The sequence below is a fragment of the Holdemanella sp. DFI.5.55 genome, from assembly GCF_020593575.1.
GTDB classification, from domain to species: Bacteria; Bacillota_I; Bacilli_A; order Erysipelotrichales; family Erysipelotrichaceae; genus Holdemanella; species Holdemanella hominis.
In genome coordinates, this window is record NZ_JAJDMK010000004.1 from 42,944 (window position 1) to 56,559 (window position 13,616).

The following is a 13,616-nucleotide window of genomic DNA, read 5'->3' on the forward strand; positions in this document are numbered from 1 at the left end:
ATGAATTATTTAGATGACAGAGATTATGAGGATGTTTCTTTTATTAAAAAGCATCCAGAGATTAAGGGAGTTTTTATTACGATAGCTGTGTTGGTTATTTCTTTTTTGAGCATTGGAATATATAAACTTGCGAATCCACCAAAGGAAGAGGTTAATACTATTAATGTTGAGATTGAGAAAAAGGGTAAGTTGATTGTTGCTGAAACAGAAGCTCATGATACAGATGTTGCTACATCACAAGCTATGGTTGGACCTGTTCCATTGTGGTATGACAATTCTGTTGAGTATGATTGTTGTGCGAAATCTACTGTTACTTATGATTTGGACCAGACTAAGGCTACTGCCAATACATTAACTAAGGTAGTAACAGTTAAGGCTCCAAAGCAAGAGGTAGAAACGCATTTGATGCTTGATACTTATAAGAGTATTAATGAGAATCAAACTATTTTCAATCCAGTAGATGACAAGGATTTAAACAAGTCTCAAAGGGAACTTCAGAAAAGATTGAATGAAGCAGCGTTGCAGTCTGAATTGCCTCAAGAAGCTCAAGCATCGGTGTACAAGGGGTACAAACGAGATAAAATAGAAATGAGGGGCGATAGAGCGGAAATGTCAGATTTTCCACTCTATCTGAACACGGTCGCTGGTGGCCTTGATTGTAGAAATCAAGCCATCGGCGGCTTTTCTTTTGTCGTCAAAATCTATGCTCTCCCAGTTGTCGAGATAATAGGACAGCTTCTTTATCTGCTGGGGTGATATGGTTTCGACGCTCAAATCGGCTATTGCTTTTGAAATAGTCTGACGGCGGGTGTCCAGTTCTTCGATTTTCTTGTTGGCGTAGGCAAGCAAGGTCGCATTGGCTCCGGTCAGCGTGTCCAGCAGCTTTTCAATTTCTGCCTCCACCTGTGCCAACTCTACTTGATAGGCTGTCAGCTTCGGATTGACCTTTTCCTCTTTGCCGTGAAGTATCTGAAAATCTTTGAATTTCTCTTGCATGGCCGAGAAAATAAATTGCTCAAATTCTTCTTTGCGGATTTTCCCGCAGCCCGGACAGCCTTTGTTTTCCGTCCGTTTGGTGCAGCGGAAATAGCCTGTGCTGTTTGGTACATGGGTAGCTTTCAGCGCATACCCACAATGCCCGCATTTGATTTTTCCGGCCAGCCAAGTGTTTTTCGGTTTCCGCCCCTGTTGGAAGGTGGTGTTAGCCATGAGCTTTTTCCGGCATTTCAGCCATGTGTCAGAGGGGATCAATGCTTCATGGGGAGCGATAACAAGTATCTGGTCTTTTAGGCACCTGTCCTTGTCCTCCTTCACATCCCGCCCTTGATAGAGATAGCAGCCGTTTGTTCCGGCAAAATCGGAAGCGTCATTGACAATCGCCGCGCCCTGGCTTTTGAAAAACTCATACAGTTCCAAGTCGGCCTGCGCGTAAACAGGATTCCGTAAAAGCTGGGAAAGGAAACTCCGAACCATTGACTTTTCGTAAATCTTGATACCCTGTTCCTCAAAGTAGCGGGTAATGTCTCCGAAAGAGGTTTCCGGCTCGGCGTACATCTCAAACATCAGCCGTACATGGTCGGCGGCTACGGGGTCGGCAACCATCTTTTTTGTACGGATACCCTCTACCACGGTGGGCTCCAACTGATAGCCGTATGGAGCCTGCCCGCTCATGTGGAAGCCTTTCAGGCACCGGGAATAGTAGGCGTCCGTGACGCGCTTCTGGATTGTCTCACGTTCAAGCTGGGCGAATACAATGCAGATGTTCAGCATGGCCCGTCCCATCGGGGTCGAGGTATCAAACTTTTCCGTGGATGATACAAACTCTACATCGTACTCTTGAAACAGCTCCATCATATTTGCAAAGTCCAGAATAGAGCGGCTTATCCGGTCCAGCTTGTACACGATGACCCGCCGAACCTTTCCCTTGCGGATCTCGCCCAGCAACTTTTGAAACTCCGGTCTGTCAGTATTCTTGCCGGAATAGCCTTTGTCCTTAAATACCCGGCAGCTCCCACCTTTCAATTCGTACTTGCAGAAGTCAATCTGACTTTCAATGCTGATACTGTCCTTACGGTCTACTGACTGTCTCGCATAAATGCAATCTTCTCTGATAAATTCCATATTGGGCTCCTTTCCTTGTTGGAATGGAGCTACCAACCTTACAACTATATTATACTATCAGTAGCCCCGGACAACAATGTTGCGAATGGTTAGTGAAACCTGTCCCCGTACTTACTGAACACCTCGTAAAGACGGCGTTCAATTTCTTTTTTGCGCTGCTCCTTCTCCTTCGGGGAAAGTACCGGCGTGAGGCTTTCCAGCACAATGGTTTTCCCTTGAAAGGGTACAGACTTTGTTTCTCGTTGATATGTGACGGCCTGTGTCATTGAAAACCTCCTTTTCAGAATGGGTGTACTTGCCAGCGTTTCCCTCTTGTCCTGTGGGGAAATGTCAAAAGACGGCACCCGCAGGTGCCGCCCTTTGAGCTTTCTCCACTTCGGGCCGATGTGGCCCGAGGTCAGTACGGACTGGAGTGGAACTTCTGTTTGGCGTCCTCCACACTGTTGAGATCAAAGACTTCATAAAGCTGTCCCACAACACGACGAATATCCTTCTTTGAAAAGCCGCAGTCCTCCATTGCCATGATGACATAGCCGCGGCAGGCGTCGTTGCTCCATTCATCCGGCTCAAAACCGGGAAACATCCCAAACGCATTTTCCATAAGAAACTCCTTTGAGAAAAAAGATGGGGAGCCCCGCCGGATTGGTTGGCCTATCATCAGACAGCATTGCCAGAGGGCTCCCCACAGGTTTTTACTACATTACAGACACACCGGACGGACATAGGCTTTCTGCCCCATAGTATTTCAACTCTCCCCATTCTGATGGCAAGGCGTTCTCATTGCCTGCGACGGCTCACGGCTTGCAAGGCCGCTTCAACGCTCGGACTGTGACTAAACGCAAGTATCCGGGTTATGTGCCTGTTCCGGTGGAGCCAGCCTTGCCCCACCTATGGCATGAGCCTGATCGCTCGCCCTGTTTTATAGAGACTGTATTCTCTAAAAGCAGAGGTCGTGGCGGGCCTGTCACACAGCGCATTTCCCTTCGTATCCGGGTGCCTTTTTATTCAGTTTTCGATTTGCATGAGGGCTTGTCCGAACCTCGGGCCACCTTGACCCGAAGTGTTTTGCCTCTCATAAGCCATTTCATTTTTGGGCCTAAATCGGTACACCTCACAAAGATTTTTTCAAAATTTTTTCCAAGTGCCGCAGACCGCGCTCGATTGCCACACGGACTACTTTCTCATTGACACCCTCTGCCCGGGCAATATCCTGCTTCGTCATGCCAAGAATGAAGTGAGCGTAAATCCGTTTTGCCTGTTTGTCCGGCAAGCTGGCAATAGCAGCGTGAAGCTCCTGCATGGTAACTTTCCGCTCGTACAGCTCATGGGGCGAAAGTGCGACAAAGATAGCCTCATGCTCCAGCCCATCATCCCGATCAAGGGAATAGTAGGCTTTATGGCGGTATGTACGCAGCCGGTAGGCAGCCTCCTTGCGGTCAAATTCTTTGAACATTTCAGCAACTTCGTCCGATACTTCCATGAAGCAATCCGATGTATAAAACGGGTAGTAGTCCCGCAGATTGATAATAGCCATATTGACCTCCGTTTCGGTTGGTGGTTGACAAGTGACCGAAACAGAGGCGGCGGGGAGCGGCACCGGGGAATGACTTCGGGCCAACATGACCCGAGGCAGTCCCATAAGAACGCAAAAACGCCCGGGCGGCACAAGGCCGCTCGGACGCATGAAATAATATATTCATTTATGTGCTGCCAAAATTCATGTCTACCGTCGAACTGATCCTGTTGCGTTGGCAAACTTTTTTTGACAGGTTAGGTGGGTGGAAAATGAAAAAGGACACAGCGATACCTCCCAGACACCGCCGTATTCTTAAAAAAGGGCGACTTTAATACACCCTCCGTATTCTCATTTTCAAAAAGAAAACGACGGCTTGAAATTGTTATTTCAAAACCGCCGTAAGGCTACTGTATTTTGTTTTGGCGCATGAATATCCAGCCGCCGAAACAACGGTTTTTTTATTATCCCGTTGGGCGGCATGTCACTTAAATGTTTTGTGCTGTGTTAAATAGAGCACGGAGTCCTTTTGATATTTTCCCGTAAAGTGGATATTCCATATAATTTAGATCGTGGTCATGTCTTGGAAAAGTAAGAATATGTAATTTATCTTGACCTGTTCTGCAATAATCACTCTGGATTTTGATTATATCAGATGCGGGAATATTAGCATCATCACATCCTTGAAATATCCATATTGGAATTGTTAGTGAACATAGGACATTTGACACGGGTGGCAGCGCAAAATGTTCTTTACACCATTTTGCAGTTATTGGAACAACATAGTTTTTTATTAACCACTCGTCATCCTCTTTTTCAATTGCTTGATATACGTTGTGCCTATATTCAGCCATTTGCAAGGCAAAATCGTTTCTCGTGAGTTTATCATCTTTATCCAGATCTAATTCTTCAAAAGTTACGCCTTCAAATAGATATGGTCGAATGTTATACTTATCCCGAACAAAATCAGCCTTGTCAACATATCCTTTTTCTGTACACCCAAAAAACTTGCATATATTTACCATAGAACTTCCGCCAGTCAACTGCCATTCCAGTGTATCCTTCATATTTTCATAAGAAAAACCTACAAGCAGAATTGCGGCTAAATCTGCACACTTTGCAGCGGCAAATGGAACAAGTGTTGCGCCTTCACTAATACCCATCAATATTATTTGAGATTTTCTAAATTGTGATAAGCCTTGCACCCAAGATTTTATAGTCAAAATATCCTCAATGGAGTTTGAAGGATAATATGTAGCATATCCTTCCGGGTCAATAGAAACATAATCTGGAGGATTATCAGACAAGATACATCCCCGAGTATTCCAACGACAAAAAGCTATATTTCTTTTGTACAATTCGTCTGAAAACAGATCAAAGTAATTAAACTCAATGTCACCAGCTTTTCTATGGTTATCATAAGTATTTGGACCGCTTCCCGGACACAGGATAACAACACTTTTGGGATTTTCTGGGTAATCCAACTTTACCTCAAGTAAATATTTATCTGCTGCTTTTACTTTATAAAATTCTGTTTTTTTCATTCTATTTTTTCCTCAAACTCAAATTCACATAATATTTTCTGAAATTCAGGATTATTACGGACAAAGTCAAGCATTTTATCCTGCTGCAAGACCGCCTTGGTTATCTGTGTATATTCTTTATATTGGTCATATTGTGCAAATTTCAAATGGGAATACAGCATGGATTGATGCGATGGGGTATGCTTCAGTCCGCTGCACATTTGAGCCAAAATTTCTAAGGTTTTCTTTTTATCTTGCATCTCAATAGCAACCAACAACTTACTTGTATTTGCAATATAGTCATTAAGTTCAAATGATTTTGCAGTAAGACACGCTAAGTTAGCCAAAACATGAGCATCGCTATAATTTTGTTCAGTAAGTTTCATTTGGCAAAGTTGCGTCAAGGCATTTACAAGGTTGTTGGCATTTTCAAATAATAAAGTCTGATATATTTCATATGTTCTGTCATAATCATTCTGTGATAGGTATAGATTTGCCTGTATGTAGCGTATGTCAATACTCGTGTGCGGATAGTTTTCAATCAATTGTTCAGCTTCCTCATAGTCTTTGTCCTCAATAGCTTTCTGACATAACATTATTAAAGATAGCTCTGCTATCTCTGAATCAGCACAACCGGCTAGCACTGTAAAACGAGAATAAATTTGTTTTGTATATTTTTCCTGAATCTCGTCCGTTTGCATGGAAAGATGCAGTTGTAGAATTTGCGTTAAAGAATATATTAGCTTATTACAATTTGGATATTCCCTCATAATCATTTCGGCTTTTCGATACGCTGAAACATAGCCCGAGTGTACTATTTCATGAATGATTTGTTTGGATAATCTCTCAATCTCAATATCGGACAGTTCTTCGTGAAAAGAGAGAAGTTCATTCACATCTATTTTCAATAATCTGGCCAATCCAGGAAGCAGCGTAATGTCAGGATAAGTCGTCCCATTCTCCCACTTACTGACCGCAGGAATAGAAACACCTAAATACTCTGCAATATTTTCTTGCGTCAAACCTATTTGTTTCCGTTTTTCTCTAATAATATGGTTAATTTTCATGTCATCCTCCACCTATATTAAGATTATCATAAGTTCCATATACCACACAATTGAGCCCTTGTTTAATTATAACGATAAAAAATCAACTTACAAGCAACTGAAATAGAATATTACTATACATCAAATTGTACTACATTCTCATAATCTAACCCGAAATGTACAATGATATAGGGTGATATGAGAATGAACCAAGACGAAAGAAGGTTTGACTTTCATGGGCTCGGACTGGCGCTGAAACAGGCCAGAGAGGAAAAGGGCTGGACGCAAGCCTATGTGGCGGAGCTGGTCGGCAAGACTGACCGCACCATTATGAACATTGAGAACAAAGGCCAGTACCCCAGTTTCAATCTGTTTTTCAAACTCGTCACTCTGTTCGACATTTCCGTAGATCAGTTTTTCTATACAGAAGGTCAGCGTGGAGAGAACAGTTGCAGAAAGCACATTGATGTGCTTTTAAGCTCGATGAATGAGAAAGAGCTTGTTGTTATGGAGGCCACAGCCGAAGGGCTCAAGAAAGCCAGAGAAACGGAGGTTCAGGAGTAAGAGCCTCCGTTTTTTCATGCTATTTTGAGGGGTGCCGCTAAGTGGCAAGCAATGCCTCCGTGGCCACAAAGGCCCGGACGCTGCTTGTTGGGGCTCGCCCCAAACCCGTATCTTCGGGCCAACATGGCCCGAAGTATTTGCGTCGCTTTGCTTCTTGTTTTCATAACCTCAACGCTCCTTTTCCTGCTTTCTGCCCGGCTCGGTGTAGCCCAGCAGAGTATCAATATTTGCCTTGATGGTGACGATCTCCTGCATATCCCGGCGCGCCTTTTGGTACTCACCATAGAGGCGTTTTTTCTTTGCCGTCAGCTTGCGGCCTTCCTCCTTCAGCACATCCATTTTCGGGAGCTTCGCCCCACCCAGCAGACGGCGCATTTCCGCCTGTGCCGCCCGGTACAGTTCAATATCCGCCTCATGCTCCGCAAGGAATTTCCGGCTGTACTTTGCCGCTTTGTACTGCTCAAAGACTGGGCGTGTTTTGGCATACTGGACCGTTGCGGCCTTTAGCCCGGCATTAGTTTTCATGGCCTGCTCCGTCTGCTTGATCTGCTCGGAAAGCGCATGAAAATGGTCGGTTGCCTCGGTGGCTTTCTGCGCCAACTGCTCATAATCAGTCAGGCCGTTGTCCTGTATATAGGCAAGGGCGGCGGCCATCTGCTTGATGTTGAACACCTTCGCCCACCGCTCGTAGCCCGGCCCCTTACCGGCAGCCAGCTTTGCTTGAATATCCACCGCCAGACTGATTTTTCGCTCCGGGCGTCCGGGGCGTTTTTCTTTGCCCTCAATGGCAGCAAGAACATCTTTCAGATCGTAGCCGTCCCCCAGCGTAGAGGCCCGCAGACGGGTAAAGCGTTCCTGTCCCTGTCCGGTCAGCCGGAAGCTGATACCACCGCCCCGAACCTTCTTGACTTCATATCCAGCTCGCTTCATCAGACCGAGAAATTCGTCCAGATCGGCGGGGCGCTCCGCCAGTGCGGTATCAATGGCAAGGCGCAGCCGGTCCTGATACGAAAGCGGGCCTTTCCGTTCTTTCTGCCACTCCCCATAGTTCCGATACTTGCCCTTGCTCCGGGGCTTCGGGTTCTCCACGATGGACAGCCCGTTTTCAAGGCACAGCCTGTCGGAGAGCCGCCGGAGGGCGAAGCTGGAGCCCCAGAAGTTTCGGAATTTCCGGGTGCAGTCAAGGGTGGTGGAGTTGTAATAGATGTGACAATGGATGTGCTGGCGGTCTGTGTGCGTGGTAACGATAAAAGCGTGCCGCCCCTTCGTCCAGCGCATAGCCAGCTCATAGCCGATACGGTTCGCCTCCTTCGGGGTGATCTCTCCCGGATAAAAGGACTGTCGTATTTGATAGCACAGCACATCATTGGCCTTTTTCTGTTCCCGGCCTGTCATGGCGGCATAGCTGGCTTTCGCCAAAAGAAACTCGTCCGCCACGGTGGCAGGGTCGCACTCATAAGCGGAGATATACTTTCCGCTTTCTGTTTTTTCCGGGTTTTTACCATAGTCCAGACAATCCCGGATGGCCTCGGCAATCGTTTCGCCTTCGCCCGCATGGCGCTGCAACAAAGTTGTGGTAGCCAGAAATCATCCCTCCCTTCTATGAAAAAAGGGCAGCCCGTCCAGACCGCCCCGACTTCGGGCCAACATGGCCCGAGGCTGTTTAACTTGCCAGAAACCGATACAGAGCGGATTTGCCTCCGTCCAGCGCCCAAAGCAGAGAACCAGCCGCCGCTTGCAGCCCATACGGCGAAAGGAGGAAGGCGAGGAACAGAAATACAATCCCGCCGATGGGGGTCGGCGTGAAAAAGAGGGCGATACCCAGCACCGCCAGGATCACGGAGGCAATCGTCAGCAGGAAGGCGCAAATATCAAATAGAAACACCAGTAGAGCCGCCAGAAGGGATAGCGCCAGAGCGAAGGGCGCGACTAATATTTTCAGCAGTATCTTCATCATCAAAACCTCCTTTATTCTTTCTATCTCTATTTTATCATGCCTGCCCGGGGACATAAATGTTGCGAAAGATTAGTGAATCCTGTCCCGGAGCTTCGGGTCAACATGGCCCGAAGTGGTAAAAAAAGAACAGGGCGGCAAGCCCCACACAACGGAAGCCTGCCGCCCTCGTCTTACTTTGCCACCAGCTCGGAGAGCTCCCGCAGCACCTTTGACACCTCGCCCCACAGTTTTTCATAGTCCCGCTTCAATCCGTCGATTTCCTCCGGGTACACGCCGTAGGTATGCGCGTGTACGGCGACCTGATTGAGATTGTTGGAACAGCGCCTTTGCAGAGAGATCAATTCTTTTATGGGCGCAAGGTCAACGTGCAGGATATACCCGTTCAGAGCCATCTTCCGCACATAAGCCCCGGCATTGGAAATGCCCGCTTCGGCCATCCGCTCATGGATGGCCGCCAGCTCGTCCGGCGTTACCATGACGTGCAGATGGACATTCCGCTTGCGGTTCTCCATCAGCGTTCCAGCTCCCGGCCCTTTCTGCGCTCTTTGGGCTCCTTCACTTTATCCAGCGGTTTTGCGTCCAGCTCCGGGGGCGCAGGCTGGATGGGCGTGTTATTGGGTACGCCGTCGATCATGTTGCAGTTCTGCTCCGTGGAGAGCTCGGCGGTTTTCAAATAGTTGTCTTTTTCGTGCATGGCAATCCTCCTTTATCGTTCCTCATGGTTTTTATGGTTCCGCTTCTGGCTGGGTTCCTTCGGGGGTTCCTGCCCTCTGGCTCCATCCTTGAGCCGGGCGGTGATGGAGGGGCGCACCCGGTCAGGATTGGCCGGTGCGGGTTTCAGCTCGTAGTCCTCCATCTGTTTTTCGGTCAGCGGCTTCGCATAGGTCAGTTCTCCCCATGCCATCAGCCTGCCATTTGCCACAGGACGCCGCCTGTCGTCATCGTAGTTGACGATGGAAAGCGGAAGGTTATCCGGGGGCTTCGGGTAGGTGCCTATGTCCACAGGGCGCTGGGTGGAATAGTAGCGGTAAACGCCATCCGGGCCCAGCTCTGTATTTTTGACTGCTGCATGGTAAAGGTGCTGATAATCGTCCACCCGGCGGTCGAAGTCCCGCTGCGCCCATTCCGGACTGTTTCCATAGCGGCCCCAGTAGTAATCCCGCTGGCCCTTTTCGCCTTCGGTAAACTGCCAGGTCACAAATGGGTCCGGCGCTCCCGGATTATGCCCCAGCGCAAAGCCGTGTCCGCTGTCAAAAGTGGTTGTTTTCAAAATGGCATAGCCTTGTACGATCTCCAAGAGATACCTCCTTTCTGTACCTCGGGCCAACATGGCCCGAAGTGTGGTATGTTACGAAATAAGGGAGTAAACCGGGGCGGGATGGGTTGCAGTATTCCCGCCCCGGAAACGCCCTCAAAAAAGCCCGGAATATCAAGCCTTTCGGGGCGGCAAATCGTAACCGCCGCCCGGCCTTTTCTCCCGCATTTTCCTCATGCGTTCCCGGCTTTTCCGGCGGTTTCCTTCGGCCTTGCAGGCGTCGGAACAGTAGGCTTGACGGCCTTCGGGTAAAAATGCCCGCCCGCAGACCGCACAGGCCCGAAGTTCCGGGGAACTGCCTTCCACGGTCAGCACCGCAAGAAGCTCTGGGTCAAGGGGCAAGACGGCCTCCCGGAAATACCGGCAGTAAGCGCCCGTCCAGCATTTGTGCAGCATATAGCAGGCGCAGTCCAGCGGCAGGCACAGGCCCGTTTCCCGGTCATAGTTGGCGCACATCCCCGTGACAAGGGAACGGATTTTTTTCTTCTCGTCACGGGTCAGCTCCCGGGCGTCCATTCAGGACTTCGGGCCACGATGGCCCGAAGGGCGGGGCTCCACGATCAGCGCCCGGAATTTCTTCCGACACTGTTTTTTCCTGCCTTTGCACTCCTTGTAGTAGCGGCATCCGGTACAAGGGTCATCGCTGCCCCGGCCCGGCCACGGCACTTCCTTCATCATTCGCTCAAAGGGGCTGTTGGTAAAATTCACTGGCGGACCTCCTGTTCTTCCGTGTCCTCGTCCCACGGAGGGGTATCCTCGTCCTCGGGTTCCTCTGCGATTTCCTCCGGCCCTTCGTCCTCATATTCGCAGTAGTCGTCCTCCAGGTCCGGCGCTTCGTGCTTCGGCTTGTAAATCTTGAAGTAATAACCGGCACCGCCGCCAATCAGCACCACCGCCCCGATCAGGAGCAGCGAAAGAAGCGGGCTGTCTGTTTTTTCTGCCTCGGGTTCCGGCTCGGTCACTTCCTCCACGGGTTCGGTGGGCTCCGGCTCCGGTTCGGGGGTCACTTCCTCGGCTGGTTCTTCGCCCTGTTCGGCAAGAGGCAGAAGGTCATCCACGGTTACAGCGTTGAGGAAATAGACATTTTCGCTGGTTTTCTGCTTGTCGATCACCAGATAGAAAATACTCTCGTCTGCGGTGGTAATGGTGTAGAACTCTTTGCCGTCCTCGTCGGTGGCGTTGTCCACCACGGTTCCCGTCCCGTCCGGGGTAAAGGGGTTCTGGGTTTCCGGCTCCGCTTCGGTTTCCGCCGGGGCGGGCGTTGTCTCCGGCTGCGGCTCGCTGCTCTGGGCGTAGGCCGGGACCGTAAAGATCAGGCAACACAAAAGGCTGGCAGCCATCGCCGCCAGCCTGCGAAATTTAGTTTTCTTCATAAGCTGTGTCCTCCTTTTCGGGTGCCTCCGGCTTCGGGTCAGTATGGCCCGAAGCGGTAAGGCTGTTTTTGGGGTCATTCAGAAAAGCCATAAGCTGTGCGGGTGTCAGTTTGAGAGAGCGCACCGCCTGCACGATCTGGCTGTTTTCTTCCTCCTGTTTCTGCTTTTCCAGCTCCCGGATTTTGGCCTGCCACTCGGCAGCCTTCTCCCGGGCTTTTTCCAGCTCCTTATCGAGCTTGTCGATCTTGTTCATGCAAGGACTCCTTTCCTCTGGCTCACAAACGCCCGAAGGCATAGAAATGTGTCTGCCAGTAGCTTGAATTGATGTTTGCGTATTGGATGGGCGAACCACAATGAAGCATCATCCCGTCGCCCACATAAATCCCCACATGGGACACAGGGCCGGGGCTGTCATAGGTTCCCGTGAAAAAGATAATGTCGCCGGGCTTTGCCTCGGATGGAGAAATGATAGCACACTGGTTGTAAATGCCCTGCGCCGTGGTACGGGGCAGGTTGTGGACGCCGCTGGCCGTGTACACCCAACAGACAAAACCCGAACAGTCAAAGGAGGTGGACGGGCTGGAGCCGCCCCACACATAGGGCCAGCCAATGTACTTTGTGGCTTCTTCCATGAGCGCCGCAAAAGCCGGGTCATCCAGCGCCTCGCCGGGTATCTCGTAGCTGGGGCCGGTATCTTCGCTGCCGTTGTAAATCCCTTCCCACAGATAGGGCTTGTTGCCTTTGAGCTGCTGCATAACGGTGTAGATTTCCCGCTGCTGTTCGTTAAGCCTCGGCAGGATCACGGCAGGCAGTGTCTTGTTTGTGAGGGTCACATTTAAGATGTAATACTCATAGGGGACTTCCTCGGTGGTGGTTTCCCCTGTCTCCGGGTCGGTGCTGGTTTCGGTGCGGTAGCGTATCTCGACTTCCTCCGTCAAGGTCAGCTCATACTGTGCCTCGAAGATTTCTCGCAGCTCGTCCTGCACCTGTTCCCGGAAATACACATGGTACTTTGCAGAGAGATAGGACGCCAGCTCATAGGGGTTATGGCCGATCTCGTCCACGGAATAGCGGTACTCGTCATAGCCGGGATGGGTGCTTTCAATGTTCGCTACCGTCTGCGCCAGCTCGTTTTCCAGCGCCGTGTAGTCCTCGTCCACCCCCAGCAGGTCCGTATCCTCCGAGGCGTAGGAGGTGCCGGATAACGCATTGGCAAGGCCGCTGCCAAGCGTGGGAAAGATGGAGCTTACCGCCGACACAAGAAAACAGAGCAGCAACAGCAGGAGCAGGACCAGCACCGCCACAGGATGACGGGTCACAAACTGCGCCGCCCGACGGGTCGCAGTTCCCGAAGCGGCAGCGGTTTTCTTTGCGGCCTTTGCGCCCTGTTTTGCCGCCGCCTTTGCCTCTTTGGAATACCGGCGTTTCAGTTTCCATTTCTGCTGCACACGGGAAAGCGGATTGCTGGCAAGCTCCGGGTGCTCGGAGGCCATCTTCTGAAAATCCATATTGGCCCGGGCTTTTATGTCCTTCCGTTCCCACTTTGCCACCTTCCGGGCCGGATGTTCCCGCCAGCGGCGTTTGGCATACCGGTTCAGTTTCCGGGCTCCGGCCTCGGCCATAAGTTCCGACTTATGGGCTCCTTCCACACCCACATTTTCATGCTCAACTTCGTGGATTTTGTTGTGGACATAGAACCATGCTTCTGTACGGGCTCCCCGGACAGCTTTCTTCGCAAGCCCCGGCGGCTTCTGCGCCGCCCGTTTCGCCTCGACCTTATCCAGCTTCTCCCGAGCCTTTCCCAACTTTTCCCCGGCGCGCTCCGCTTTGGCCTGCGCCTTCTGGTACTTGTCCTTTTTACTCCCGGCCTTCTCGGCGGAGCCCTCCGGCTCCTGTGCCTTGCCGGTATCCTGCGGCCCGCCCGCTTCATCCTCCTGCCTCATGCGGTCAGAGGGACGGCTTTTCCGGCTGTCCTCTTGAAACTTGCCGCTTTTGGACTTCGGGCCATCGTGGCCCGAAGGGCTGTCCTGCCCGGTATCCTCGTCCTCAAACCGCAGGCGTCGGGATGGTGCGGGGGAAGGCCCTTCCCGTTCCGCCGGTCCGGGGCGATTGCCCCCGGTATCCTCCGTCGGCCCCGGCCTCTGAAAATTCCGTTTGTCCGGTTTCTTTCCGATGATGTATCCCTCCTTTCCAAACCTCGGGCC

General features: G+C 50.6%; 16 protein-coding genes and 1 pseudogene. 2 read left to right on the forward strand and 15 right to left on the reverse strand.

Features of this window, described 5'->3' with window-relative positions:
* Positions 1–543, forward strand: a pseudogene (locus LJE08_RS02015) (DUF4230 domain-containing protein); the annotation flags it as partial.
* Between the two features lie 69 nt (positions 544–612).
* Here LJE08_RS02015 and LJE08_RS02020 read toward each other — a convergent pair.
* From LJE08_RS02020 to LJE08_RS02045, 6 genes are all read right to left on the reverse strand, one after another.
* Complete coding sequence (locus tag LJE08_RS02020) at positions 613–2,121, reverse strand: recombinase family protein (protein ID WP_116705534.1); 1,509 nt, start codon at positions 2,119–2,121, stop codon at positions 613–615.
* 89 nt (positions 2,122–2,210) lie between these two features.
* Positions 2,211–2,387: a hypothetical protein gene (locus LJE08_RS02025; protein WP_021419834.1), complete on the reverse strand. Its 177-nt coding sequence runs from the start codon at positions 2,385–2,387 to the stop codon at positions 2,211–2,213.
* Between the two features lie 131 nt (positions 2,388–2,518).
* The gene (locus LJE08_RS02030) at positions 2,519–2,722 is read right to left on the reverse strand and encodes a hypothetical protein (protein ID WP_021419835.1); all 204 of its coding nucleotides are present in this window, start codon (positions 2,720–2,722) and stop codon (positions 2,519–2,521) included.
* Between the two features lie 510 nt (positions 2,723–3,232).
* Entirely contained in the window at positions 3,233–3,655 is a 423-nt protein-coding gene (locus tag LJE08_RS02035; RefSeq protein WP_227402292.1) for an RNA polymerase sigma factor, read from the reverse strand.
* Between the two features lie 467 nt (positions 3,656–4,122).
* Entirely contained in the window at positions 4,123–5,178 is a 1,056-nt protein-coding gene (locus LJE08_RS02040) for a hypothetical protein (protein ID WP_227402293.1), read from the reverse strand.
* Entirely contained in the window at positions 5,175–6,224 is a 1,050-nt protein-coding gene (locus tag LJE08_RS02045) for a helix-turn-helix domain-containing protein (RefSeq protein ID WP_227402294.1), read from the reverse strand. Before LJE08_RS02045 ends, LJE08_RS02040 begins: the two co-directional genes overlap by 4 nt.
* Positions 6,225–6,401: 177 nt before the next feature.
* On the opposite strand from LJE08_RS02045, the gene LJE08_RS02050 reads away from it, so the two are divergent.
* Positions 6,402–6,767, forward strand: a complete 366-nt coding sequence (locus LJE08_RS02050) for a helix-turn-helix transcriptional regulator (RefSeq protein ID WP_306666100.1) — start codon at positions 6,402–6,404, stop codon at positions 6,765–6,767.
* A gap of 168 nt (positions 6,768–6,935) precedes the next feature.
* Here LJE08_RS02050 and LJE08_RS02055 read toward each other — a convergent pair whose 3' ends face one another.
* The 9 genes from LJE08_RS02055 to LJE08_RS02095 form a co-directional block, all read right to left on the reverse strand.
* Positions 6,936–8,351, reverse strand: coding sequence for a relaxase/mobilization nuclease domain-containing protein (locus LJE08_RS02055; protein WP_306666103.1), 1,416 nt, complete (start codon positions 8,349–8,351; stop codon positions 6,936–6,938).
* A gap of 79 nt (positions 8,352–8,430) precedes the next feature.
* On the reverse strand, positions 8,431–8,724 hold the full coding sequence (locus LJE08_RS02060) for a CD1845 family protein (protein WP_021419844.1): 294 nt from the start codon (positions 8,722–8,724) through the stop codon (positions 8,431–8,433).
* Between the two features lie 170 nt (positions 8,725–8,894).
* The gene (gene mobC / locus LJE08_RS02065; RefSeq protein ID WP_021419845.1) at positions 8,895–9,236 is read right to left on the reverse strand and encodes a plasmid mobilization relaxosome protein MobC; all 342 of its coding nucleotides are present in this window, start codon (positions 9,234–9,236) and stop codon (positions 8,895–8,897) included.
* A complete protein-coding gene (locus LJE08_RS02070; protein WP_021419846.1) occupies positions 9,236–9,418 on the reverse strand; it encodes a DUF4316 domain-containing protein in 183 nt (60 codons plus the stop codon). The genes mobC and LJE08_RS02070 overlap by 1 nt, the downstream gene beginning before the upstream one ends.
* A gap of 12 nt (positions 9,419–9,430) precedes the next feature.
* Positions 9,431–10,054, reverse strand: coding sequence for a hypothetical protein (locus tag LJE08_RS02075; RefSeq protein ID WP_036744829.1), 624 nt, complete (start codon positions 10,052–10,054; stop codon positions 9,431–9,433).
* A 99-nt stretch (positions 10,055–10,153) separates the two neighbouring features.
* The gene (locus tag LJE08_RS02080; RefSeq protein ID WP_227402297.1) at positions 10,154–10,555 is read right to left on the reverse strand and encodes a cysteine-rich VLP domain-containing protein; all 402 of its coding nucleotides are present in this window, start codon (positions 10,553–10,555) and stop codon (positions 10,154–10,156) included.
* A 188-nt stretch (positions 10,556–10,743) separates the two neighbouring features.
* Positions 10,744–11,412 carry a DUF4366 domain-containing protein gene (locus LJE08_RS02085; protein ID WP_227402298.1) on the reverse strand — a complete coding sequence of 223 codons (669 nt, stop codon included), beginning with the start codon at positions 11,410–11,412 and terminating at the stop codon, positions 10,744–10,746.
* Positions 11,399–11,665, reverse strand: coding sequence for a DUF4315 family protein (locus tag LJE08_RS02090; protein ID WP_118440683.1), 267 nt, complete (start codon positions 11,663–11,665; stop codon positions 11,399–11,401). Before LJE08_RS02090 ends, LJE08_RS02085 begins: the two co-directional genes overlap by 14 nt.
* Positions 11,666–11,687: 22 nt before the next feature.
* A complete protein-coding gene (locus LJE08_RS02095) occupies positions 11,688–13,355 on the reverse strand; it encodes a CD1108 family mobile element protein (protein WP_227402299.1) in 1,668 nt (555 codons plus the stop codon).
* Between the last annotated feature and the right edge of the window lie 261 nt (positions 13,356–13,616).

Bases quoted from the DNA above. Each gene is read 5' to 3' on its own strand.
- LJE08_RS02020 (WP_116705534.1), bottom strand. From the start codon at position 2,121: ATGGAATTTATCAGAGAAGATTGCATTTATGCGAGACAGTCAGTAGAC.
- LJE08_RS02025 (WP_021419834.1), bottom strand. From the start codon at position 2,387: ATGACACAGGCCGTCACATATCAACGAGAAACAAAGTCTGTACCCTTT.
- LJE08_RS02030 (WP_021419835.1), bottom strand. From the start codon at position 2,722: ATGGAAAATGCGTTTGGGATGTTTCCCGGTTTTGAGCCGGATGAATGG.
- LJE08_RS02035 (WP_227402292.1), bottom strand. From the start codon at position 3,655: ATGGCTATTATCAATCTGCGGGACTACTACCCGTTTTATACATCGGAT.
- LJE08_RS02040 (WP_227402293.1), bottom strand. From the start codon at position 5,178: ATGAAAAAAACAGAATTTTATAAAGTAAAAGCAGCAGATAAATATTTA.
- LJE08_RS02045 (WP_227402294.1), bottom strand. From the start codon at position 6,224: ATGAAAATTAACCATATTATTAGAGAAAAACGGAAACAAATAGGTTTG.
- LJE08_RS02050 (WP_306666100.1), top strand. From the start codon at position 6,402: ATGAGAATGAACCAAGACGAAAGAAGGTTTGACTTTCATGGGCTCGGA.
- LJE08_RS02060 (WP_021419844.1), bottom strand. From the start codon at position 8,724: ATGATGAAGATACTGCTGAAAATATTAGTCGCGCCCTTCGCTCTGGCG.
- mobC (WP_021419845.1), bottom strand. From the start codon at position 9,236: ATGGAGAACCGCAAGCGGAATGTCCATCTGCACGTCATGGTAACGCCG.
- LJE08_RS02070 (WP_021419846.1), bottom strand. From the start codon at position 9,418: ATGCACGAAAAAGACAACTATTTGAAAACCGCCGAGCTCTCCACGGAG.
- LJE08_RS02075 (WP_036744829.1), bottom strand. From the start codon at position 10,054: ATGTTGGCCCGAGGTACAGAAAGGAGGTATCTCTTGGAGATCGTACAA.
- LJE08_RS02080 (WP_227402297.1), bottom strand. From the start codon at position 10,555: ATGGACGCCCGGGAGCTGACCCGTGACGAGAAGAAAAAAATCCGTTCC.
- LJE08_RS02085 (WP_227402298.1), bottom strand. From the start codon at position 11,412: ATGAAGAAAACTAAATTTCGCAGGCTGGCGGCGATGGCTGCCAGCCTT.
- LJE08_RS02090 (WP_118440683.1), bottom strand. From the start codon at position 11,665: ATGAACAAGATCGACAAGCTCGATAAGGAGCTGGAAAAAGCCCGGGAG.
- LJE08_RS02095 (WP_227402299.1), bottom strand. From the start codon at position 13,355: ATGAGGCAGGAGGATGAAGCGGGCGGGCCGCAGGATACCGGCAAGGCA.